Origin of the sequence: Streptomyces sp. NPDC093111, assembly GCF_040683955.1 — a bacterium.
GTDB lineage: Bacteria > Actinomycetota > Actinomycetes > Streptomycetales > Streptomycetaceae > Streptomyces.
On the sequence record NZ_JBFBNW010000009.1, the window covers coordinates 63,758 to 85,617 of the forward strand.

The window sequence follows — 21,860 nt, forward strand, 5'->3', positions numbered from 1 at the left end:
GCAACGACATGACCATCGAATGGCGCTACACCACCCACCCCGGCCTGGGCGTGCTGGCTCTGGCCGGATTTCTGGGTGCGGACGCGGTCGGGCGGTTCGACGGGGCCGTGGGGTGGGTCCTCGCCCGGGGCACCGGTCCGGTCATCCTGGACCTGACCGCGCTGCGCGGCTGGTCGACCGGCGGGCAGTTGGCGGTCGCGGAGGCCGCCCGGCGCCTCGAAGCCGAGGGCCGCGGCCTCGAACTCGCCGCGATCCCCGCCGACGGCTCCCTCGTTCCGAGCGGCGACCACCCCGCGATCCCGGTCCACTGCGACCTGGAGGCAGCCTTGACCGCCCACCACAGCGCAGGCCAGGGCCAGCGGGAGTGGTGCAGCGACGAATGGCCCGGTACGCAGAGCGTGCCGGCTCCCCAAGCGAGGTGACCACCCGTCACGAACCGTGGACCCCTGGGCCCCATCCCTCGCCTGTGCGGCAGGAGGTGGGGGCCCCGTGTGCGGCGAGAGGTGGGCCCAGGCTTTCCCGCGGCGTCAGCCTCTCGGCCGCGTCACGGCGCGCAAGGCGGTCTCGACGTCCCCGTTCACGCCCGCCTCGTCCAGGATCACCGCACGCTGCTCCGGGACGACACCCACGCCAGGCCGTCGGAGAACCGCGCGACGGCACTGGGAACGAGGAACCCACTCACGGCGACGACGGGCGCTTGAGCAGGGCGCCGCTGCCACTCAGACGTGGGATCCTCACGAATCCTCCTCTCTGTACATTCGTAATTGCTAAGATTGGCAATTACCGAGATCATCAGGTACGTGCGAAGGCGCGAAGATGGTCCCCATGGCGAAGAGTTCTGGGTGGAAGCGATGTACGGAGCAGGCACGGCGGCGGCCCCAAGGCGCCTCGGCGGCCTGCCCCGGGGGCGGGCGGTGCGGACAGTGAGTACGCCGCTCTATCAACTGAAGGCGGAGTTCTTCAAAACGCTCGGGCATCCCGTACGCATCCGCGTCCTGGAGCTGCTCAGCGTACGGGAGCACGGCGTCTCCGAGATGCTGGCCGAGGTCGGGGTCGAGCCCGCGCACCTCTCCCAGCAGCTCGCGGTGCTGCGCCGGTCGAACCTGGTGGTGGCGCGCCGGGAAGGCTCGGGCGTCTTCTACTCGCTGACCGACCCTCGGGTGGCCGAGTTGCTCGCGGTGGCACGCTCGATCCTCTCCGGCGTGCTCACAGGCCAGGCCGAGCTGCTGGCCGACCTGCGCGCCACAGCGCCCGCAGCCCCGACGCCCGACTGACACCGGCTACGAGACCGGCGGTCACCCCCGTCGCACATGGACAGCGCTCTGCGCGTCAGGGGTGACCGCCTCCCATCCAAGGGACTCGCCCGCGGGGCGGCAACCGCGGGCGGGCGGGACGCGGTCACCACCCCGCGGGCGAGCCACGCACGAACCCCGAGAAGCGACGCGAAGCGCAGGAAGAATGCCTTAACTCCGGCTGCGGAAGGTCCCGTTGGTCGCGCCGGAACGCTGTGCGCGCCCGCCCCCCCTCCCCCTCTCACCGCTACCATTTGCAAAGTTCTTTAATTCGATAGTTAACGAGTCTCACAATTGAGGCCGGATAGGAGTGTGGCGTGAGTACGTTCTCCGAGGCGGTGCTCGAGCGCGTCGGTGCGGCGCGGAAACGGCTGGCAGCAGCGCAAGAGGCGGGGGATGCCTTCGAGGTCGCTCTTGCCGCCGACGAGTTGGACGACGCTCTGCGTCTTGCGCGCAAGCACCACATCGACACGGGTGAGGCGGCGGGTGAAGGGTGATGGAGCCATCGAGCCTCTCCCGGCAGCTCACCTTCCTGCGCCGCTCGGGCATCGTCGCATCGTCACTGTGCCTCAGGACCGCTCCCCCGTGGTGAGCGCGCCGGCGCGGACATCGCCGAGCGTTCGGTGCGCGCCCCGCCGGCACCTTTCCGTCCAGATCACGGGAGCGCACACGCTGTTGGTCACGCCGACCGTGGCGAACGGGGCAGCCGCCCGATGAGGACCGGGCGGTGGTTCGGACCGTGGCGCCGACGCGTGCGTGTACCCGTCGTGAGGAACGCCCCGCCTCGTATCGAGAGCCTCGTCACCAGCACCGACGCAGGCCCCGGGGCCGTACGGAAGGCCACGGAGGCCGCTGCCGGGATCCTGGCGAAGGTCGGCATCCCGCGGCGAAGCGCCTTCGCCGACGCCGTGCTTCTCGTCGTCGGCGAGCTGGTCGCCAACGTGGTCCGTCACGCGCGGGAGACGCCCGTTGTCGATGTGGGAATCACGGTCGGCGGAGGCGGCCTGGTGGTCTCGGTCGCGGACGGCGACCCTCGTATGCCGGAGCTCGACCCAACAAGGACGAGGTCCGGATTGTGGAGCGTGACGGAGGTGGCCGCCGTGTACGACGGCGAGATGAGCGTGGAGCCGGCTCTGCAGCACGCAGGCAAGGTCGTCCTGGTGACCTTCCGTATCCCCGCCCAGCAGGGCGGCACGACCGAGAACGACCAGCGGTGGACGAGCGGTGAGGACATGCCGAGAACATGACCCAGAAGAACACACGCGACGAAGGAGACACGGAGAGGTGGAAGGAGCGCGGCGTGATGCTGCGCGTCTTCGTCTACGTCTTCGCGACCCATCTGTTCGCCGGATTCGTCTGGCTGCTGTTCTACGTGGGACAACACGCGCCGAAGTAGCCAGGCCGGTCGCGCTGCGGACCGTCGCGGAGGCCGATTGGACCGGTGCTGGTACGCGTATCGGCCGATGCGAGCGGCTCGCTGGCGTCATGGCGCCACGCCTGCGGCCGTGCACAACTTGTCGCCATGGCCTACCAGTCCGGTCTGACTCGCGGCCCTCGACCGTCGGATGGAGAGCACTCCGGCCAGAACGGCAGAGACGGTCCGTGTACCGAAGCCGAACCTGTCCTTCGTGTCGCTGCACAGCCCATCGGTCACCCCAGAAAAGGGGGCCACGGAGTGATTGAAGAGCTGAGTGGGTGATGTCCCCTCTCCGGGCCTGAGTGAGCGCCAGGCGAGCGCTCGACCGGACCGGCCGTTGTCGTGGCCTGATCCCTCAGACCGGAAACAGGCTGTTACGGGTCGCGGACACACCGTAGAAACGGGCTGTCTTTTTCGTTGATCGCTTTCCGGTCCAAGGAGTCCATCATGACCCGTTTCCGCACCACCACCCTGGCCCTCGCCGCCGCCGCGATGGTCGCCCTCGCCGCCGCGCCCGCCCAGGCGGCCCCCGGTGACGTGACGACCACCTGCGCGAGCACCGCCACCCCGCAGGGCTACGTCGACGTCAGCTGGGGCTACAGCGCCAGCTGCGGCACCCAGAACTTCGACCCGAACATCAAGCAGATCAAGCAGCTCACCGGCCTGCCCATAGGCACTGTCGTCCAGGCATGCGGTTCCGCGTACTACCCCGTCGGCTGGGTCCAGACCAGCTCCTACTACTCCAGCTCCTGCGTCGCCTTCCCGAACTCCGGCTTCAACAACAACGCCTGGACCCTCAAGCGCGTCTCCTGATCGCATATTCCGAAGGTGGCCCCGCCTCGCGAGCGGATCGAGCGAGGCGGGCGAACGTGGCGGTTCCTGGATCCGACACCGGCCGCACGTGCGCGTCCGTCAAGGCGACGGGCAGCACCCCCTCCGAGCGCTGACCTCGGGCCTTCGTGACCGTGCCGACTCCTGTGGAGCCGGCCGGGATCGCGGAGTGGATGTGGTCGACCCCGCCTGGGTTGTGGGCGGGGCGGGCGAGGGCGGCGCCTCCCGGAGATTGGAGGCGTCGCTCTCTCGTGGCCCCGGTGGTGAGGGCGGACGTCGAGGGCTTCGCGGCGGCGGCCCGGTCCACCAGCCGACGGTCGCTCGGTGTTCGGCCCCCTGTCTCAGGTGTCCGCCGAGGTCAGCGCCAGACGACGGCCTGCCTGCCGTAGTCCCAGGTGGCGGCCCATCCGAGGACCTGCCCTGAGTTGTTGATCCTCAAGCCGTAGCTGTAGTCGACCCTTGGTCCCGTCGGCAGGGGGGTCGGCGTCCCGCTCGCGTCCCACACCGTGGCGAAATCGCCGGACTTGCCCACTGACATGCCGGAGTCGTTGAGCTCGTACGCCTCCAGCGACCGGGTGTCGGGCAGGGGGCGCAGCGCGGTCATGCCGCCGTTCCTCCACAGCACGCGCTGCGCGTTCACGGCCCCCAGGACGTCGCCGTGGTTGTTCACGGCGATGGCCGTGCTGTCGTGGACACCCCCCGGCAGCTGCTGGTAGGTGCCGGACGGCGGGGCGACGGCGGCCCAGGATTCGTAGCCGGGCGCGCCGGCGGAGCCGACGGCGGTGCCCTGGTCGTTGACGTCGCGGACTTCGGACCACTGACCGCCGAAGGTGCCCAGGTTCGTCACGTTGCCCGAGGTGTCCCAGCGCACGGCCTGCTTGTTGGCGCCCGAGCTGTGGCTGGCCCAGCCGTAGGCCACGCCCCGCTCGTCGACGTACAGGGCCTCGCTGTAGCGGGTGAGGGGCGGCAGCGGCAGCAGGGTGGCCCTTCCGTCAGGTCCCCAGCGGACGGCGCGGGCTGCCCTGTTGTCCGACACCACGCCGACGACGACGTGGCCGCCGTTGATGTCATTGGCGGTGCTGTTCACGTAGCCCGCCGGTTCTTCGAGGCGCTTCGGCGTACCCGACGCGTCCCAGGTGACGGCGTGGTCCACCCGGTCGCCGGTGTCGGCGGCCCCCGCGACGGTGCCATCGGGGGCCAGCGCCTTGGTGATGATCAACGTACCGGTGGCGTTCAGTGCTTTGAGCGGCGTGATGGACAGGTCCGCTTCCCATCGCGTGGCCGTGTAGGTCCCGCGTCCGTCGGTCGTCGAACCGACGATCTGCCCCGCGTCGTTCATCAGCTCCGCGTTGGCCGCGGCGTGCCCCTCGGGGTACGGCAGCAGGTGCATCACGGCGCCTGACTTCGCCGCTCCGGGCGAGATCTCCGCGGCCTGGGCCGCGCCCAGCGAGGTGGCGGCCAGCGCGGCGACGAGCGTCGCGGTCACCAGACTTCGTAACACGGTTCTTCCTTCCCCATGTTTCTTCTCCGACTTTTGTGTCTCTTGTGTCTCTTCCCACCGCCCGGCCGGCCGGCCCACGGGCACCACCCGGTCAGGAGTCTCTTACGCAGGGGGTGCGGTGCTCGTACGCCTCCCGCAGGTGGGCTTGGGCGCAGTGCATCAGTTTCGCGAGGTAGGCCTGCCACTGGGGCGTTGTGTCGACTTGTGCCTGGGCGTCCAGTGCGCCGATGAGGGCACGCCATGCGGTGTGGCTGGTGAAGCCGGGACGGTGTGAGGTCGGCCAGGGCAGGCCGGAGGAACCTGGGACGGGGCACCACCATCGGGTCACGGTCAGGCGGTGGCCGTCGAACACCAGCTTCGATCCGAGACACCGCAGTGCCACCTGATCCCCCGGCCCACCCAACTGCAGCTCCCGCCTTCAGTGTTGCCTAGGACAGCAGTTTCTCACGAACGTGGCACACGGACCCGGTCGATGGCGGACGCGGACACGACGGGCACCCGTCTCCGACCAGGATCACAGAGCGTACGCAACTCCGCGATCCGTGGAAGACTGCCCGCCGTGTCCGTGCCGACACTTCGATGGTGCGTTGACGGTCTACCGGTGAACGCTCCTGGTCTCCTGTTTCAGTAGTACATGAACGTCGGGATCAGGCCGCCGCCGCTGGCGTTCGGTATGGTTACCAGCCCGCCGGGGCCGACACCTCTGCTGTTCGCGACGTTGACCACGTCGTAGACCGAGCCGTAGTTGCCCATCCAGTGCCATGAGGGGTTGTCCCTCTTGGCCTTGCAGGCGCTCACTAGCTCGATGCCTTCCTGGGCCGTGAGAACCTGGTCAGCTCCCGGCCTGTAGCAGCTGGCGGCCGGTACCGCCGGGGCCTGCGGCCCGGCTGCGGCGGAAGCCGGTGACGCCAGGCCGATCAGCAGCGCCGCGGGCACAGCCGCGACGGCGAGGGTGCGAAGTCGGTTCATGATTGACCTTCCTTGCCGGCCCCCCGTCTCGGAACCGAGATCTCAACCGACCGTAGAGCCGCCCGGCCCGGAACCACCATTCGGATGCACCCATTCGAGTGACCACCCTGATCTCCCAAGGCGGCATTCGCGGCACGGACCGTGACCGGTCAGTACAGCGGTGCGTGTGGCATCTGATTGTCGGGCCAGAAGGGGTCGTGCGGCGGGTGGAGTGGCTGAGGGTTCCTGCGGGCCTCGACCACGGCCGACACCAGGCGGACCGGCCATTCCGCGACCCACATCAGGGCAGCCGTCCCGGCCAGCGGCCAGAAGCCCGCGATGTCCACCAGTCCGGTGAGCCAGGCGATCAGCCCGAGCACCAGGGCGTTGACGGTGACGAGGACGAGCGAGGCGATCCCTGGGACCGGCAGCGTCAACGTCAGAACCGGGCGAATTTGGAAGACGGCGGTGACGACGGTGAGGGTCAGCCAGTACGGGGCGTCGGCGGTCACGTCGTCCAGCCAGAGCACGGCGAGGGCCAGGCCGCCCAGGCAGGCGAGGTAGCCGGCCAGGGTGCACAGCGCCGCGACCGTGCGGCGCTTCACCGGCACGACCAGCACGAGCAGCAGCACCCGCTGCACCGCTGCGACCACGAGCGCCGCAGCCACGAACTCCCGTGCGCCTCCGCCGAGTTCGACGTCGAGCCCCAGCCCGGACGCCACCTTGATCCCGGCCCACAGTCCGACCGGCCCCACCACGGCGATCACGAACACGGACAGGAGCAGGTCGAGCCCGACGAAGGCGAACTGCCTGGCCATCCACGCCATGAACCGCATGTCGGAGCCGTTGTCGACCGCCTTGGCCAGCCTTCGCTGGTCGGCCTCGACCGCCCGCCCGAGCCGCCGCCGCAGCGGCATCGGGACGAGCACGGCGACGGCCGTGAGCACGGCCGCGACCACCGCCATCGCCATTGCCCTGTCGACGTCCGCCGCGTCCGGGGCGACCCGTAATCGGTCCACCACCTCGGCCGCCACCCAGACCCCGACTCCCGCGCACACCCACCGACCGATGACCCGCCCCGTCGTCTTCATACAGCCAGAGTCCCGCCGCTTCCCGCACAGCGGAACCCCTCGGGGGACGGCGCGCAGGCCGGATGGGCGACTTCGGGTCGGCAACCGTGAAGGGTCCTCCTGCATCGAAGGCCGGTGACCCGCACCTCAGGGGTCCCGTTTGGTTGAATGCTCGAGTGATCGAACTAGTGATTGGCGTGGCCGTCGCGGCCCTCGCTGGATGGCTGATACCCCGGAAGCGGCAGCAGAGGTCAACCGCCGGGGCAGCCGGACGACGAGCCGGGGTGCCCTGCATGCTCAAGCGTGCCGCGCAGGGACCTCGTTGGAGGGCGGGACGTCTGCTGACCGGAGCCGGCCCCCTCGTCTGGAAGCCTTCCTTCGGAAAGCAGGAGACCGTTCTGCCGGCCGATCTCCATCAGGCCGCGCCGCGCTCGCCCTCACTGCGCGAGGCGATGTCGATCAACCCGGCATCCCGGATCGTGGAATGCGATTCGCCCGACGGAAAGATCTTGATCGCGGTCATGCCGCCGGAACTCGATCACGTGGTCAGCGCTCTGAAGGGCGCCTAGGCTGCGACCGGTGTCGCCCGCTCACTCCTTGCGGCGTTCGTGGTCAGCCGCAAGGAGTGTGGTGGGCTGGGTCAGAAGAGCAGCTCGGTGGGGTCGAAGCCCCAGCCGCTGCGGTCGGAGTTCTGGTGGGGCCAGGGCGGGTTGACGAAGGGAGCGGCCGCGTTCCCGGTGCTGGCGTAGAAGAAGATGTCGCCGTTCGGCTTGCGGCCGAGGAGGTCCGGGCGGCCGTTGCTGTCGCCGTCGAAGTTCCCCGGGGCCACGATGGTGTTGTAGATGTTCCAGCCGGTTCCGATCCGGGTGCGGGCCGCCAGGGTGCCGTCGGTTTGGCCGGCGTAGAGGAAGAGGTCGCCTGCCGGGGTACGGGCGAGGATGTCGGGCCGGCTGTCGCCGTCGATGTCGCCCGGTGCCAGGATCGTGTCGTAGGTCCCCGTCCCCCAGCCTTCGGCGTTCGCGAGGTTCACCGGGGCGCCGACGGTGCCGTCCTGCTGGGTCGGGACGCGCCACAGGGTTCCGTTGTCGCGCCGGATGATCAGCTCGGGGTTGCCGTCGCCGTCGGAGTCGGGACTGACGGCCATGGTGCGGACGTCGCCCCAGCCGCCACCGAGGGTGCGGGGTGCCCGGAAGTACAGCTCGGTGGGGTCACCGGGGTAGAAGCGCAGGTTGCCGGTGCCGTCGATGGCGTAGAGGTTCTCGACGCCCCCCGTGCCCGCGGATCCTGTGCGGGCGATGTGCTGCATGCCGGTCCATCCGACACCGATCTTGCACGGGTCGGCCGCGATCTTGCCGTCCGCGCGGCCGAAGTGCCTCCACAGGTCGCCCGCCGCGTCGCGGCGCAGCATGTCGGCCTTGCCGTCGGCGGGGTTGTTGCAGTGCGAGAACGTCGCGGCTCCGAGGTACGGATAGTGGTCGGAGACGCGGGGGTCGCGCTCCTTGGCGTCGGCTGCCACGTTCTTGAAGTGGGCCTCGTCGACGAAGACGTAGTCCAGCTTGGCCTGCGTGCCGCGGCTGGCGTCGTAGTTCGTGAACTCACCCGACCTGCAGTTGCCCGGGAGCGGTGCCGCGCAGTCGAAGTAGTCGGCGTCCGTCTCGTCGGTCTCGATGAAGCGTCCCGTCCCGCCCAGGGCGGGGCGGTAGAACGGGTCGAGGTCCGCGGACCGCGGGGCGTTCGCCCTGCTACCGCCCGTGTTGCGGTTGACCGGGTTGAAGTCGCCGCCCAGCACCACGGGGGTTCCCGCGTTCAGCCAGGGGTTCGCGGCGAGGTTCTTCGCCTGCGTGGCGTTGATGTCCGGAGGGATGACCGGGTGCTCGTTGGTCTTCGAGTACTGGGGGTAGAGGTGGACGGAGCAGGCGCGTGTCCTGATGGACTGGATCTTCGCCTCGACGCATGCCGCGTACCACTCCTCCGGGCCGGAGTACGTGTTGGTGTAGGCGTTGTCCGGGTCGAGCCGCACGCCCGTGTCACCGGTGAGGGGCCCCTTGGCCAGGACGGCGATCCCGTACGCACCGTTGGTGACGGTACCGTTCAGGCCCTTCACGTTGCACACGTCGGAGCGGGTGAGCGTGGGGACGAAATAGCCGTCGTACCCCTCCGGCTTCAGGGAACCGAGGATCCCGTCGTACTGCTGCCTGCAGACCTCCTGCAGGAAGATCAGGTCCGCCTTCCAGGCGTGGGCCTCCTGCACCACCTTGTCACGCCGCTGCTCGACCTCACGGGTCAGAGAGCAGGCGTCCTTGTTGTCACTGTTTCCGCAGATGTTGTAGCTCAGGAACCGGACGACCGGTGCGGTACTCGGTGACGGCGCGTCGGCGACGGCCGGCTGCACCATCCCCAGTGCGACCAGCAACGCCAGCAATAGGGTGAACGCCTTGCGTCTCCGCATGGAGTGGTCCCCTCCTTGTGTCTAGCCGCTCGGAAGCGGAGCCGGCGGCGTGCGCCGGCGGGCCCGAGCGGAGAAGATCAAAATCACTCGACGATACCTTTCGGCCAAGCGGGCCGAGGACCCGGCGGTCCGCTGGTCCGCTGGCCGCGGGGGCCCGCGAGAAACGGCAGCGTCGGGCAGCCCCTGGCGGGTGGTGGGTACCGTGGCGGGCATGACGGATGACACCCCGGTGGACAAGTGGGGCCACTACGAACTGCTGCTGCTCTTCCCGCCGTTCACCCGTGACGCGGGTACGGAGGCGCCGCCGAACGATGCGGCGCGGGCGCGGCGGGTGGTCGAGTCGCTCGGTACGGTCGCCGAGGTGCTGGAGGAGCTGCCCTCGCGGGCGCTCGACCGGTTGCCGGTGCCCGAGACCCGGGCGGGTCTCGATGTCGTCGCCGTCGGGTGCTGGGGCGGGACGGTGCTCGTCGTCGATCCGGCGCTCGCCGGGGACGCGGTGGTGGCGGCGATGGCCGAGGAGGTGGACGGGCAGCGGGCGCTGCATCCGGAGGCGCGGATCGCCGGGTCGGTGCGGCTCGACGCCGGGCAGGAGTACCGCGAGTTCCTGCTCGATCTGCCGGGCGGGCCGGCGCTGCGGGTGGGCGGCTGGGGTGACGACGAGGAGTGGACCGTGACCGGTGACCCGGCCGAGCAGTTGCGCGCCCTCGATGTCGACCCGGACGGTCACGGCGACGCCGACGTCGACCTGGAGGAGGAGCCCCGGTACGTCGACTGGGACGCGTACGGACTGCTGGCGCTCGGGCGGCAGGTCACCGACGGCGACCGGTCGCGGTTGCGACCTTCGCTGTTCCGGGTCCGGCGCACGCAGCGGGCCGCGGCGGACCTGAACGACGTGTGGTTCGGCTGATCTTCGCGGCCAACTTCCCACAGAAACTTCACAGTTGCAGCGCGGTAATGCTCGCGTCAATGGCGCGTCGGCGGCCTAGGGTGGGGCGCTCCGGGGTGGTGACAGCAACGGGGGCCGTGCACCGCCCGCGACACGACGACTTCGCTGCCCCCATGAGGGATCAGGAACCGTGAGTTCACACATAGCAACCCCACCGGGGCGCCTCCGCGTGCGCCTCGCGGCGGTCGTGCTCGGCACCTCCTTGCTCGCCGTCGGCCTGCCGGTGGGGCTCTCCGGCGCCCAGCCGGAGGCCCAGGCGGCTCCGGTCAAGCGCTGCCAGGACAAGTTCGGCACCAGCCCGACGGAGCCGCCGCGCAGCACGCTGCCCGGCTACAAGCCGGCGGGCCCGAACCAGTGGCAGACGCCCGACGCGGAGAAGCTCTTCTACGACTTCGAGCAGCCGACGCTCAACGTCACCGACCTCAAGGTGCCGGCCGACGTCACCAAGTACGGCACGGACACCGGCAAGTACACGATCGGCACCCCTGAGCACGCGTTCGCGTCCTGGAACAACCGCCAGGCGAGCCGGAATCCGTACAAGGGCGACTTCGCGTTCTGGCTGCAGGACGTCTACATCGAGAACAACGCCCGCAACCGGCGCGGCGGCGGCTACGAGCGCGAGGTGGTGCGCCACTTCAAGCTCGGCGGCGTCAACTGGCTGTGCGAGACGTATCTGCGGGACATCGACCCGCGGCTCGACAAGGAGCTGCGGCAGGTGCTCGGCGACAAGGTCGTCGGACCGAACGGGCGCCGTTTCGACGCGGTCGACCCTCGGACCAAGACCGTCTACGAGTTCAAGTCGGGCATCGACCCCAAGCCCGGTCAGCTGAAGGTCGACGCGGAACTCGTGCGGCGCGGCTGGCGCGTGGTCTACATCCACGGCCAGGACCCCACGGACAAGATCAAGGCCATGTACCGGGCGGCCGGCATCGACTACTACCGGCACGGCGCCACCCCCGCCCCGTACGCCCCGGGCAACCAGTACAAGTCCCGGTTCCCGGGCCTGTTCTCCGCGAACCCGGCCAAGCCGTCGACCGGTGCCGGGAACGACCTGATCAGCCGCTCCATGCCGACGCCCGAGGACGTCCGGCGGCGCCAGGAGGCGGCGCGCCCGTTCCAGCAGAACGGCAAGAACGCCCTGCGCGGCCCGGGGGGCGTCGACTTCACCAGCCTGGAGCTGCGTTACGTCGGTCAGAACGAGACCGGCAGCCTCAACTACTCCTTCTCCGCGAAGAACACCGACGAGGACGAGAACCCCGGCTTCGGCGGCAAGGAGAAGGCGCAGATGGCGTCGGACGCCTTCTTCACCTGGCTGGCGCTGAAGCCGGAGAAGTTCTGGGTGAACCTCAACCCGGACGAGCCGGACCGGATCATGGACCGCGCCTTCGGCAAGACCGACGCGGGGCGGGTGCTGCTCGACGCGGACCTGGAGATGAAGCACGACTTCTCGCGGGCCATGGACCCCAAGACCCCGGCGGGCGCCGAGTTCTGGAAGAACCTGACGCACAAGAACAACCGGATCTGCCTGCACGGGATCCGCAACTGGATCACCCCGCAGCCGGCCAAGGTGCGCGAGCAGGACGGCGGCATCTTCATCCTGGACGCGCCGCTCAAGGTCAACTCGGTACCGCAGGAGACCAGGACCCAGCCGCCGGGCGAGCAGTGCACCCTCACCGAGGCGGAGATCCAGCACAACCAGCGGCTCGTCGAGCGGCTGCTCGTCCCGATCGTGGAGAAGAAGATCGCCGAGGGCCCGGCCTACGCCGATCTGCGACGCGTGTACGCCTCCCGGGTGGCGGCCGAGTGGATCAAGCAGCAGGACGCGAAGAAGCCCGGCGAGTTCCACCGGATCATCGGCAGCGACGACGCGAGCCGCTGGCCGATCCGGGGTGCCAAGTGGGACTCGTACGAGGTCTGGAAGAACTACCGCAAGTCGTTCATGGAGGGCGACTACAAGTACGAGTACAAGGAGGGCGAGTACGTCTACACGCTGACCGTCGGCGGCGTCGACTTCTCCAAGTCGCCCAAGAAGAACATCACCCGTACCCAGTTCACCACGGAGAAGCCGAACCTGTCGGACGTCACCAAGGGCTCCCGGGCCGAGGTGCTCGGCTACAAGGAGTCCGGCACCAGCTTGCTCGGCGGTGACACGGCCGTACGCAGGACGGGGCCCAAGCCGACCCCGACCGGCCCGACGCCGACCCCGTCGAAGCCGGGCGACCACCCGTCCACCACGCCGCCCGCCACCACGCCCGCCCCGAACAGGCCGGGCGAGCACGGGTCGAACGGTGGCGGCTCGGGCGGCGGCAACCTCGCCGACACCGGTTCCAGCACGCCGGTCGGCCTGATCACCGGACTCGCCGCACTCCTCGCGGCGGCGGGCGCGGCCCTGCTGTGGCGGAAGCGCGGCCGGAACGCCTCCCGGCATTAGGGCGTTTCCGAACGGGGGGCGGTGGCGGGGTCACCGGCAGGTGATCGACGCGATCGCGTTCAGATACCGCGCTCGGTGGCCGGAGGGTGGCATGTGTCATGCCACCCTCCGGGCGCGCCCCGTCAGGGGTGGGGAGGGCGCGCACGCGTCCAGCGCGCTCGGATACGGCACGCGGGCCGGTCGCGACCTCGCGGAGGCCGCCCGCACCACCTGCTCTTGAAATCCTTGCGGTCTTGAGGTGTCAGCTGGTGGATGGGGGGTTCTGCGTCACGGTGACCAGGCCTGTCTCGTAGGCGATGACGACCAGCTGGGCCCGGTCATGGGCGTGGAGTTTGGCCAGGAGCCGTCGCACATGTGTCTTGACGGTCGCGATGCTCAGCCCCAGGTGGTCGGCGATCGCTGGGTTGGGCAGGCCACGGGCCACCAAGCGGAGGACTTCGCGTTCCCGTGGGGTCACGCCCGGCAGGTCCCGGGCGAGGCTCGGGCGCGGCTCGTGGCGTTGGGCGAACTCGCGGATCAGGCGGCGAGTGACCGTGGGGGCCAGCAGGGCATCGCCGGAGGCGACCACACGCAGGGCGGTCAGGAGATCGGCGGGGAGGATGTCTTTCAGGAGGAACCCGCTGGCGCCGCCACGGAGGGCCGCGTACACGTATTCGTCCAGGTCGAACGTGGTGAGGACCAGCACACGGGTGTCGACGGCGTCGGGGTGCGCGCAGATGCGGCGGGTGGCCTCCAGGCCGTCCGTGCCCGGCATCCGGATGTCCATCAGCACGATGTCGGGCCGTAGCCGCAGCGCGAGTTCGACGGCCTGCTCGCCGCTGACGGCCTCGCCCGCGACGGTGAGGTCCGGCACGCTTTCGATGAGCAGGCGGAAGCCCGTCCGCAACAGGGCCTGGTCATCGGCGATGAGAACGCGGACCGGCCGGTTCACCGTGGTGTCCCCGATCCGCAGGGCAGTCGGGCGTGTACCCGGAAGCCGCCGGTCGCCAGGGGGCCGGCGGAGAGGGTCCCGCCGCACATGGCCGCCCGTTCCCTCATCCCGATGAGTCCGTGGCCGCCGGGGCGCCGGGGCGGGAGACGGGGTGGGAGCCGGGGCGGTGTGTCGTTGACTATCTCCAGCTCGATCGTTTCGGGATCCGTCCGGGACAGGTTCACCCGGCAGTCCGCCGATCCCGCGTGTCTGACGACGTTGGTGAGGGCTTCCTGAACGATGCGGTAGACCGCCAGTTCCACACCCGCAGGGAGCGGTGGGTCCGGGTCGACGGACAGTTCCACGCGTGGGCCCGCGCCGTCCGCGAGCGCGGGCAGGTCCGCCAGGCCGGGGGCGGACTTCAGCTCGGCTCCGTCACCGGGTGATCGCAGGACGCCGAGCATGCGGCGCATCTCGGTGAGCGCCGTCCGGCCCGCCGTCCCGACCAGTGCGAGGGTCTGTTCGGCCTCCTGCGGGTTGGTGGCGGCCACCGCACGGGCCACCTCGGCGCGTACCGCGATGACGGTCAGATGGTGGGCCACCACGTCGTGGAGCTCCCGGGCGATCCGCAGGCGTTCGTCCGTCACCGCCTGCCGGGCGGCGAGTTCCGCGTACGCCCGCTGCTCTTTCAGGGCGGTGCCCACCAGCCAGGGCAGGGTCATCATCAAGGACGCGAAGACGACGCCCCACGCGATCTCGGAGGCGGGGACCGGTCGGGGGACGAGGGCCATGGCCGCCGCGACGGCGGCCAGCGAGCAGCCGAGCGCCGTCGCGGACCGGCGCCGTGGCTCCCGCGCCGCCACCGTGTACAGGGCGGTCCCGACGGGGACCCAGGACTCCTCCCATCCGGTGAACGCCATGGCGAAGACCGCTCCGGCCAGGACCGTGTACAGCACCGGGACGGGCCGTCTGCGCCGTACCGCTACCGGCAGCCAGACCACCGCCGCCACGGCTCCCGCGGCCCAGCCGCCGCTCCGCGTCTGGCTCGCGCCGAACGCCAGGGCGAGGAGCACGGCCGCGACCGTGTCCACGCCGTGCCACTGTCCGTCCCGCAGACGTCTGGCCACCAGCGGCCGTGACTCCCCGTCACCCATGCCGGCCACGCTATCCGAGCGGGGGCCCGGGGCCCGTCAGCCCGGAGGACGTCATCTCGCGGGCGGAGTCATCCGCCCGGCCGATGCCCGTCGTACCCTCCTGGGCTGACGCCGGGTTCCTCCCCGGGGGCGAAGCCGCCGGGCTCATCGGGCGGAACAGTGGAACGCATGAATCGCAGAACACTGCTGTCCTCGTGCGCCGGACTGGCCGCCGCCATGATCTCGGGTCCGCTCGCGCCGGTTGCCGCCGCGCGACCTCGGCAACCGGAACCCGTGCGGTTCCGGCTGCCCGCCCCGAACGGACCGTACCCGCTGGGTACGATCGCGCTGCACCTGGTCGACACCGCGCGGCCCGACCCCTGGGTGCCCTCCCGCCCCTGCCGTGAGCTGATGATCAGCATCTGGTACCCGGCCCGCGGCCGCACCGCCGGCCCCACCCGCCCCGCCGTTCCCTGGATGCCCCAGGCGGCGGCCGACCGGTACCTGAGCCTCCTCGGCCTGCCTCCCGGCCTGGTACGACTGGGAGGCACCCACGGCCACGAGGGCGCGCCCGTCGGCGGCCCACCGGGCCCCCTGCCCGTCGTGCTCTACTCTCCCGGCGCCGACGCGTCACGGTCGTTCGGCACCGGCATCGTGGAAGACCTCGCCAGTCACGGCTTCGTGGTGGTCACCGTCGACCACACCTACGACGCGGCGGCGGTCGCCTTCCCCGGTGGACGCGTCGAGACGAATCCGCTGGGCGGGATCAGCGACTACGCCAAGGCCCTCGCGGTCCGTACCGACGACATCCGCTTCGTCCTGGACCGGCTCGCCGTCCTGCGTTCGGGCGGCCACCCCGGCGTCTGCCGCACCCCGCTGCCCACGGGCCTGCGCGGGGCGCTCGACCTGCGGCGCGTCGGGATGCTCGGCCACTCCCTGGGCGGCGCCACCACCGCCGCGACGATGCTCACCGACGGGCGGATCACGGCGGGAGCGAGCCTGGACGGAGGCGCGGCGGGCCCGGTGGTGGACGCCGGGCTCGACCGTCCGTTCCTGGTCGTGGACACCCCGGGCAAGGGCGGCATGGAGAGCAACCCCGCCCTGCGCGCGTTCTGGTCGCATCTGCGCGGCTGGCGCCTGCATCTGACCGTACGGGGAGCGGCGCACCAGTCGTTCGGCGACGATGTGCTGATCCTGCCGCTGATCGCCCCTCTCCTGGGCATTTCACCGCCCGAACTGGAGGAAGAGGTCGGGACCATTCCCGGGCACCGGGCACAGGCGTTCCAACGCGCCTACCCGCGAGCCTTCTTCGACCTCCACCTCCGCGACCGGGGGCGGCTGCTCGACGGTCCCTCCCCCGGCTTCCCCGAGGTCGACTACGCCCGGTGAACGCCCCCCGGCGCCGAACCTGCCGAGCCGTCGGTCAGCCGGTGCGGCGGTGCGGCGGTGCGTCGGTGCGTCGGTGCGTCGGTCACCGTGGACACGCGCACCCCTACGTTGGAGCCCCGCCGGTGCGGTCCGACCCGGCGGGGCTCCGGTCAGGAACATCGCGCTGTTCATGCCGGCGTGGGCGGTCCGTACACGCCGGCCAGCTCCACCGCCAGGCGTGCGAGCCGCTCCCTCGCCGCCGGCGGGTCCAGCACCTCGACGCGTGCCCCCAGCCCGGACAGCTGGGTCGCGACGACCTCCGGTGTCGGTCCGTCGACCCGTATCTCCGTCCACCCGTCGGGGAGCTTCGGGCCGACGTGCAGGCGACCGTCGAACAGCCTCTCCAGGATCGCCATGGCGTCCGGGTCGGCCCGGGCCCGGACCGTCGCCGCGTACAGCCGTTCCTCCAAGCGCGCGGCGAACGAGCGCCAGAACGTGGGGAGGTCGAAGCCGGGCGGCCGTACGACGGGCTCGCCGGTCACCTCCACCGAGGTGACCCGGCTGAGGCGGAAGGTCCGCAGGCCCCGTTCCGTCTCGGCGACGAGGTAGTCGTGGCCCGCCTTGGTCACGAGCCCGAGCGGATGGACGGTTCGCACGCCGACGGGCTTGCCGGGGCCGGCGTACCCGAGCCGTACCTGGACGCCGTCCACGACGACCCGCCGGAGCGCGTCGAGGTGCGGCCCCAAGGTGGTGACGTCGGTGCGCGACCAGTGCGTGCCGTCCGTGTGGCCGGCCCGGGACGCGGCCTCGGCGCCCGCGCGCAGGGGTGCGGGCAGAGCGCGTACCAACTTGCGTAGTGCCGTACGGAGTTCAGGGGTGGTGGACGAGGGGCCCGCGAGCAGGAACAGGGCCTGGATCTCCTTGGCGGTCAGCCCGGTGAGGTCCGTACGGGCGCCGCCGACCAGCGACCAGCCGCCGCCTCGGCCACGCTGCGAGTAGACGGGGACGCCCGCGGTGGACAGCGCCTCCAGATCGCGGCGTGCGGTCCGCGGCGACACCTCGAGTTCGGCGGCGACCTCGGCGACGGTCACGCGGGTGCGCGTTTGGAGGAACAGCAGGGTTGCCACCAGGCGATCGGCTCTCATACGGGCGATTCTCTTCGGGAAACAGGTCAGGAGATGACCTGTTCGGCTTCCAGGATGAGGGCATGACGAACACCGAGAACACCGCACCGTCCACCGCCACCCCTCACACCGGCGACGACCCCCGCCAAAGCCTGCTGAAGGCCGTCGCACTGGCCGGACGTACCGTCGCCGCCGTCCGGCCCGAGCAGCTCGACGCACCCACGCCCTGCACCGAGTTCACCGTCCGGCGGCTCGCCGGACACCTCGTCGCCGTCCTGCGCCGGATCGCCCTCGCCGGGCGCGGCGGCGACGTGACGAGTCTCCCGACGGTCGCCGACGAGCTCACGGACGCCGGATGGCAGGAGGCGTGGGATGCCGCGGTGCGTGAGGTCGAGGCCGCGTGGGCGGATCCCGCGATCCTGGGCCGGACGCTGACCCTGCCGTTCGGCAGCCTCCCGGGTGCTGCCGCCGCGGCCGTCTGGACCTCGGAATTCACCGTGCACACCTGGGACGTGGCCACCGCGACCGGGCAACTCCCCGACTGGGACCCCGAGCTCGTCGCGATCTCGTACGCCGCCATGACGCGCGGGCTGCCCGCCGGGCCGCGTGACGGTGCGCCGTTCGAGGCCGCGGTGGACGTCGACGCGGACGCGCCCGCTATCGACCGCCTCGTGGCGTGGTGCGGACGCAAGCCGTAATCGGCGTGCGGGGCAGCGTTCTCGGGCGGGTCACGGCCTTGGCGTCGGGTAGGCCCCGGAGCGGCGCGGGGTGCGCCGGGGACTCCGCACCAGGCGTGTCGACGGCGTGCCGCACGTCCCCGCGGGCGGGACGGCTCCGCGCGTACCCGCCTCGGCGATTGGCTGGTTCTGGTGGGTCCCGGATTCGGTTCCTCCGGTGGATTCTGAAGCTCCGTGCCATTCCGGCGAATCTCAGGAGGAATCCATGCCCGTCATGTCCACGACGCGTACGGACGACATCGTCACCGCCTGGCTCCAGGGGGCCGAAACGGCCTTCGGCGCCGACAACCCGGCCGGCCCGCTCTACGTCGGCGGCGCCGCCGGTGAGGCCGCTCTCACCGACGGTACGGAGGCCCTGCTGACGGGGTGCAGCAGCTGTACCGGTTCCTTGCACAGCTACTGCTGCTGACGAGGCGCCCCACCACGACGAACGTCCCACCGGGGAGCCCGCGGCGGGTTCCCCGGTCCGGGCCGGCCGGGCCTCGGTGGCCGGTCGGCCCGGTGCGCGGCAAGCGGCACCCGTCGTCCGGAGAGGACTCAGCATGGTGGAATCCGTGGCAGCGGCCCGCACGGCCGGAGGGCCGCCCCCCGAAGGGTGGTTCGCGGGTCCGGTGGACACGTTCGCCGAGCCGCTGTTCGAGGAGTTGGAGCGCCGGGTGCCGCAGCTCACCGGGCTGGGCTCCGAGGAGCGCGAGGCGCTGCGCGGGGCGGCGCGCGAGGCCCTGCGCCGTACCCTTCAGCTCCGTCTCAACCGTGTACTGCTGCTGGAGCTGCGCGCCGCCTCCCTGGCCGGCGAGCTGCCGGGCGCCGACCCGGCCGCGCGCTGGGACGCCTTCCTCACCCGCGCCTGCTCCCCCGGCTTCGCCGAGGCCCTGCGCCGGCGGTATCCGGCGCTGCACCCGCGGGCCCTCGCCTCCGGGCGGCTGCTGATCGACGGAGCCGTGGAGCTGGGGGGCCGGTTCGGCGAGGACCGGCAGGCCGTCGCCGGGCTGCTCGGCGCCGATCCGGGACCGCTGCGCGGCCTGGAGCTCGCCCGCGGGGACACCCACCACGGCGGACGGGCCGTGGCCCGGCTGACCTTCGAGGACGCCGCCGTCATGTACAAGCCGCGGCCCGTGGCGGTGGACGCCGCGCTCCGCGCCTTCGTCGAGGCCGTGCCCGGTGCCGAGGACCTGGGCGTGCCGAGGGTGGTGGTCCGGGGCGGTTACGGCTGGGCCGAGTACGTCGAGCACCGTTTCTGCCGGGATGAGGCGGAGCTCGGGCGCTTCTACCGCGGCCTGGGTGGCTGGCTGGCGGTGATGCGGCTGCTCGGCGGGACGGATCTCCACGCCGAGAACCTGGTCGCCCACGGCCCGGTGCCCTTCGTGGTCGACGCGGAGGCCCTGTTCACCCCGGACGTCGACGTCGCGCCGAGCGGGCGCGGGGACGCCGTCGACCGGGCCGCCCGGACGATACGCACCACCGTGCTGCGGACCGGCATCCTCCCCCTGCGCACCGACGGCTACGCCCTGGCCGGGGTGGACCTCTCGGCCGCCGGTGGCCTGCCCGGGCAGCAGCCGCGCATCCGCGTCCCGGTCATCACGGACGGAGGGCGGGACACCGCGCGGCTGGAGGTCGAGGAGGTGGACCTGCCGCCGGCCCGTAACCACCCCAGTGCCGAGCCCGTGCTGATCCGTCACTGGGACCGGGTCCTCGACGGCTTCGACGCGGTCACCCGAGCCCTGACCGAGCTCGACGCGAGCGGTGGACTCGGGCCGCTCGTCGCCGGGTTCACGGGCTGCCGGGTGCGCCGGATCCGCCGGCCCACCCAGACGTACACCGATATCGGCCGGATGCTGTGGCACCCCGCCTCCCTGCACGACCCCGAGGCCGCCCGGGCGCGGGCCCGGGACATCCTCCACCGCAACGCCCTCGCCGCCCCGGGCGCGCCCCGCGAACCGGCGGTGATCGACCTCGAGACGGCGGACCTCCTGGTCGGAGACGTCCCCGTGTTCGACACGCGGGTGGACGCGGAGCTGGCGTCCACCTTCCTGGCGGGGTGGCGGCACGCGGACCTCGCGCGCGAGCGGGACACCATCCGCAGCGCGCTCGTCGGCGCCTACCTCAACGAACGCCGCCTTCCCGGACGGATACGGACACCCGCCCGCTCCCCGCACGCCGACGACCTGGACCAGCGCCGGCGCGCGCTGGCGGCCGAGGCCGTACGGACGGTCTGCGCGGCCGCCGTGCGCGGCACCGACGCCACCGCGACCTGGATCAGCCCGGTGCTCACCGACTACGGCTGGGCGATCCGCCCGCTCGGCGCGGACCTCTACACCGGTCAGGGCGGTGTCGCCCTCGCCCTCGCCGCGTACCTGCGGGAGCAGCGCGCCGGGCGGGCCGACCCGGTGCCCGGCGTCGAGTCCGTCCTGGCGGGCACCCTGGACGTGCTCGCCGCCACCGAGGACACCACGCCGACCCGACAGGTCGGCGGGTTCACCGGCATCGCCTCCCAGGTGTGGACGTGGGCCGCGCTGCACCGCCTCCTCGGGACGCCCGGGCTACTGGACCGGGCCCGAGCCCGAGCCGCGCTGCTGACCCCGGCGGTGCTGGCCGAGGACCGGGCGCTGGACGTGCTCAGCGGTGCGGCCGGCGTACCGGCCCCGCTTCTCGACCTCGCCGAACTCACCGGCGAGGCCCAGTGGTTGGACGTTGCCGCAGAGGCCGGGCGGCAGCTGGAACGGACGGCCGTCGTGAACGGTCGCGGAGCGCGATGGTCCACGGTCATGTTCCCGGAAGGCATCGGCGGCTTCGCCCATGGAGCCACCGGGGCCGGGTGGGCGCTCTCCCGGCTCGGCCTCTCCGCGGCCGGGAGTCCGGACGACCGGGCCCGTTGGCGCGAACTCGGCTCCCTGGCCCACGACTTCGAGGAGTCGCTGTACGTGCCGGAGGTGTCCGCCTGGGCCGACGCGCGGATCGGAGGGGACGTGGATCACCCCACCGCCTGGTGCCACGGGAGCACGGGCATCGGGCTGGCCGCGGTCGACCTCCACGCGCGCACGGGCGATCCCCGCCACCTGCGCACGGCACTGCGTTCGGGCCCGGCCGGCCTGCGGGAGGGCTTCGGCTGGAGTCACACGCTCTGCCACGGCGACCTCGGCCTGTCGGAACTGCTGCGCCGCCTCCGTGCCCTGGACGGGTACGAGGGTCCGACGGCCGCGCAGGCGGACGGTGAACTGCTCACCGGCATCGAACAGCGGGGCCCGGTCGGCGGTCTCGCCAAGGAGGCGTTCACACCCGGACTGCTCCCCGGCCTGTCCGGGGTGGTGCACCACCTGCTCGGCATGCACCCGGACGCCCGGCTGGGCACGCCCCTCCTCCTCGCCCTTCCCGAGGAGGCGGACGACACGGTCTGATCCGGGCCCCGGGGTCGAACCCACGTGTGCTTGACGTCTGTTCTCGCGGGGGCGGGGAGCCGCTCCCGCCTCCACGTCGCTTCATCCGTCCGGGCGGTCACGCCCTCCCGGAGAGCCGTGCGCGGCGCGGGGAACGGGCCGATCGCTCTTGACGCTGTGATCGCCGGCCGTTAACTTGCGGTCATCATCGACCCATGACGACCGCGAGGAGGCGACCCACGGATGAACACCTGCTCCGATCTCCATCGCCTCGCCCACACCGCGGCCTGGGTCAACGGGCGTATCGCCCACGGCTGCTGACGGCGCCC

General features: G+C 71.5%; 20 protein-coding genes. 13 read left to right on the plus strand and 7 right to left on the minus strand.

The window, feature by feature from the left end; translation table 11 throughout:
• Positions 1-8: 8 nt before the first annotated feature.
• The 6 genes from AB0Q96_RS17250 to AB0Q96_RS17275 all read left to right on the plus strand — a co-directional run bounded on the left by AB0Q96_RS17250 (position 9) and on the right by AB0Q96_RS17275 (position 3,522).
• Positions 9-422 carry an STAS domain-containing protein gene (locus AB0Q96_RS17250; RefSeq protein WP_365326190.1) on the plus strand — a complete coding sequence of 138 codons (414 nt, stop codon included), beginning with the start codon at positions 9-11 and terminating at the stop codon, positions 420-422.
• A 501-nt stretch (positions 423-923) separates the two neighbouring features.
• The gene (locus tag AB0Q96_RS17255) at positions 924-1,274 is read left to right on the plus strand and encodes a metalloregulator ArsR/SmtB family transcription factor (protein ID WP_365326192.1); all 351 of its coding nucleotides are present in this window, start codon (positions 924-926) and stop codon (positions 1,272-1,274) included.
• A gap of 335 nt (positions 1,275-1,609) precedes the next feature.
• Positions 1,610-1,789: a hypothetical protein gene (locus AB0Q96_RS17260; RefSeq protein ID WP_365326193.1), complete on the plus strand. Its 180-nt coding sequence runs from the start codon at positions 1,610-1,612 to the stop codon at positions 1,787-1,789.
• A gap of 255 nt (positions 1,790-2,044) precedes the next feature.
• On the plus strand, positions 2,045-2,539 hold the full coding sequence (locus AB0Q96_RS17265) for an ATP-binding protein (protein ID WP_365326195.1): 495 nt from the start codon (positions 2,045-2,047) through the stop codon (positions 2,537-2,539).
• Entirely contained in the window at positions 2,536-2,688 is a 153-nt protein-coding gene (locus AB0Q96_RS17270; RefSeq protein WP_365326197.1) for a DUF6126 family protein, read from the plus strand. The genes AB0Q96_RS17265 and AB0Q96_RS17270 overlap by 4 nt, the downstream gene beginning before the upstream one ends.
• Before the next feature lie 468 nt (positions 2,689-3,156).
• On the plus strand, positions 3,157-3,522 hold the full coding sequence (locus AB0Q96_RS17275) for a hypothetical protein (protein ID WP_365326199.1): 366 nt from the start codon (positions 3,157-3,159) through the stop codon (positions 3,520-3,522).
• A 376-nt stretch (positions 3,523-3,898) separates the two neighbouring features.
• Here AB0Q96_RS17275 and AB0Q96_RS17280 read toward each other — a convergent pair whose 3' ends face one another.
• The 3 genes from AB0Q96_RS17280 to AB0Q96_RS17290 form a co-directional block, all read right to left on the minus strand.
• Positions 3,899-5,041, minus strand: coding sequence for a hypothetical protein (locus tag AB0Q96_RS17280; protein WP_365326201.1), 1,143 nt, complete (start codon positions 5,039-5,041; stop codon positions 3,899-3,901).
• A 624-nt stretch (positions 5,042-5,665) separates the two neighbouring features.
• On the minus strand, positions 5,666-6,010 hold the full coding sequence (locus AB0Q96_RS17285; RefSeq protein ID WP_365326203.1) for a hypothetical protein: 345 nt from the start codon (positions 6,008-6,010) through the stop codon (positions 5,666-5,668).
• 149 nt (positions 6,011-6,159) lie between these two features.
• A complete protein-coding gene (locus AB0Q96_RS17290; protein ID WP_365326205.1) occupies positions 6,160-7,080 on the minus strand; it encodes a hypothetical protein in 921 nt (306 codons plus the stop codon).
• Between the two features lie 272 nt (positions 7,081-7,352).
• On the opposite strand from AB0Q96_RS17290, the gene AB0Q96_RS17295 reads away from it, so the two are divergent.
• Entirely contained in the window at positions 7,353-7,628 is a 276-nt protein-coding gene (locus tag AB0Q96_RS17295) for a hypothetical protein (protein ID WP_365326207.1), read from the plus strand.
• A 71-nt stretch (positions 7,629-7,699) separates the two neighbouring features.
• Here the strand turns inward: AB0Q96_RS17295 and AB0Q96_RS17300 are convergent, their stop codons facing one another.
• On the minus strand, positions 7,700-9,508 hold the full coding sequence (locus tag AB0Q96_RS17300) for an endonuclease/exonuclease/phosphatase family protein (RefSeq protein WP_365326209.1): 1,809 nt from the start codon (positions 9,506-9,508) through the stop codon (positions 7,700-7,702).
• A 211-nt stretch (positions 9,509-9,719) separates the two neighbouring features.
• Here AB0Q96_RS17300 and AB0Q96_RS17305 point away from each other — a divergent pair, with 211 nt between their 5' ends.
• Both AB0Q96_RS17305 and AB0Q96_RS17310 read left to right on the plus strand, forming a co-directional pair.
• Positions 9,720-10,415, plus strand: coding sequence for a DUF6333 family protein (locus AB0Q96_RS17305; protein WP_365326211.1), 696 nt, complete (start codon positions 9,720-9,722; stop codon positions 10,413-10,415).
• 169 nt (positions 10,416-10,584) lie between these two features.
• On the plus strand, positions 10,585-12,885 hold the full coding sequence (locus tag AB0Q96_RS17310) for an LPXTG cell wall anchor domain-containing protein (RefSeq protein ID WP_365326214.1): 2,301 nt from the start codon (positions 10,585-10,587) through the stop codon (positions 12,883-12,885).
• A 241-nt stretch (positions 12,886-13,126) separates the two neighbouring features.
• Here AB0Q96_RS17310 and AB0Q96_RS17315 read toward each other — a convergent pair whose 3' ends face one another.
• Both AB0Q96_RS17315 and AB0Q96_RS17320 read right to left on the minus strand, forming a co-directional pair.
• Positions 13,127-13,816, minus strand: coding sequence for a response regulator transcription factor (locus tag AB0Q96_RS17315; RefSeq protein ID WP_365326216.1), 690 nt, complete (start codon positions 13,814-13,816; stop codon positions 13,127-13,129).
• On the minus strand, positions 13,813-14,949 hold the full coding sequence (locus AB0Q96_RS17320) for a sensor histidine kinase (protein WP_365326219.1): 1,137 nt from the start codon (positions 14,947-14,949) through the stop codon (positions 13,813-13,815). Before AB0Q96_RS17320 ends, AB0Q96_RS17315 begins: the two co-directional genes overlap by 4 nt.
• Positions 14,950-15,117: 168 nt before the next feature.
• Between AB0Q96_RS17320 and AB0Q96_RS17325 the strand changes: the two genes are divergently transcribed.
• Complete coding sequence (locus tag AB0Q96_RS17325) at positions 15,118-16,317, plus strand: lipase (RefSeq protein ID WP_365326220.1); 1,200 nt, start codon at positions 15,118-15,120, stop codon at positions 16,315-16,317.
• A gap of 167 nt (positions 16,318-16,484) precedes the next feature.
• Here the strand turns inward: AB0Q96_RS17325 and AB0Q96_RS17330 are convergent, their stop codons facing one another.
• Positions 16,485-17,441 carry a WYL domain-containing protein gene (locus tag AB0Q96_RS17330; protein ID WP_365326222.1) on the minus strand — a complete coding sequence of 319 codons (957 nt, stop codon included), beginning with the start codon at positions 17,439-17,441 and terminating at the stop codon, positions 16,485-16,487.
• A gap of 62 nt (positions 17,442-17,503) precedes the next feature.
• On the opposite strand from AB0Q96_RS17330, the gene AB0Q96_RS17335 reads away from it, so the two are divergent.
• The 3 genes from AB0Q96_RS17335 (at position 17,504) to AB0Q96_RS17345 (ending at position 21,552) form a co-directional block, all read left to right on the plus strand.
• Entirely contained in the window at positions 17,504-18,118 is a 615-nt protein-coding gene (locus tag AB0Q96_RS17335) for a TIGR03086 family metal-binding protein (RefSeq protein WP_365326224.1), read from the plus strand.
• Between the two features lie 244 nt (positions 18,119-18,362).
• Positions 18,363-18,566, plus strand: a complete 204-nt coding sequence (locus tag AB0Q96_RS17340; RefSeq protein ID WP_351670100.1) for a DUF6229 family protein — start codon at positions 18,363-18,365, stop codon at positions 18,564-18,566.
• Between the two features lie 133 nt (positions 18,567-18,699).
• The gene (locus AB0Q96_RS17345) at positions 18,700-21,552 is read left to right on the plus strand and encodes a type 2 lanthipeptide synthetase LanM family protein (protein WP_365326226.1); all 2,853 of its coding nucleotides are present in this window, start codon (positions 18,700-18,702) and stop codon (positions 21,550-21,552) included.
• Positions 21,553-21,860: the final 308 nt, after the last annotated feature.

Coding starts and splice junctions, on each gene's coding strand:
- AB0Q96_RS17290 (WP_365326205.1), bottom strand. CDS start 7,080: ATGAAGACGACGGGGCGGGTCATCGGTCGGTGGGTGTGCGCGGGAGTC.
- AB0Q96_RS17295 (WP_365326207.1), top strand. CDS start 7,353: ATGCTCAAGCGTGCCGCGCAGGGACCTCGTTGGAGGGCGGGACGTCTG.
- AB0Q96_RS17335 (WP_365326224.1), top strand. CDS start 17,504: ATGACGAACACCGAGAACACCGCACCGTCCACCGCCACCCCTCACACC.
- AB0Q96_RS17275 (WP_365326199.1), top strand. CDS start 3,157: ATGACCCGTTTCCGCACCACCACCCTGGCCCTCGCCGCCGCCGCGATG.
- AB0Q96_RS17305 (WP_365326211.1), top strand. CDS start 9,720: ATGACGGATGACACCCCGGTGGACAAGTGGGGCCACTACGAACTGCTG.
- AB0Q96_RS17330 (WP_365326222.1), bottom strand. CDS start 17,441: ATGAGAGCCGATCGCCTGGTGGCAACCCTGCTGTTCCTCCAAACGCGC.
- AB0Q96_RS17300 (WP_365326209.1), bottom strand. CDS start 9,508: ATGCGGAGACGCAAGGCGTTCACCCTATTGCTGGCGTTGCTGGTCGCA.
- AB0Q96_RS17285 (WP_365326203.1), bottom strand. CDS start 6,010: ATGAACCGACTTCGCACCCTCGCCGTCGCGGCTGTGCCCGCGGCGCTG.
- AB0Q96_RS17250 (WP_365326190.1), top strand. CDS start 9: ATGACCATCGAATGGCGCTACACCACCCACCCCGGCCTGGGCGTGCTG.
- AB0Q96_RS17325 (WP_365326220.1), top strand. CDS start 15,118: ATGAATCGCAGAACACTGCTGTCCTCGTGCGCCGGACTGGCCGCCGCC.
- AB0Q96_RS17340 (WP_351670100.1), top strand. CDS start 18,363: ATGCCCGTCATGTCCACGACGCGTACGGACGACATCGTCACCGCCTGG.
- AB0Q96_RS17320 (WP_365326219.1), bottom strand. CDS start 14,949: ATGGGTGACGGGGAGTCACGGCCGCTGGTGGCCAGACGTCTGCGGGAC.
- AB0Q96_RS17270 (WP_365326197.1), top strand. CDS start 2,536: ATGACCCAGAAGAACACACGCGACGAAGGAGACACGGAGAGGTGGAAG.
- AB0Q96_RS17345 (WP_365326226.1), top strand. CDS start 18,700: ATGGTGGAATCCGTGGCAGCGGCCCGCACGGCCGGAGGGCCGCCCCCC.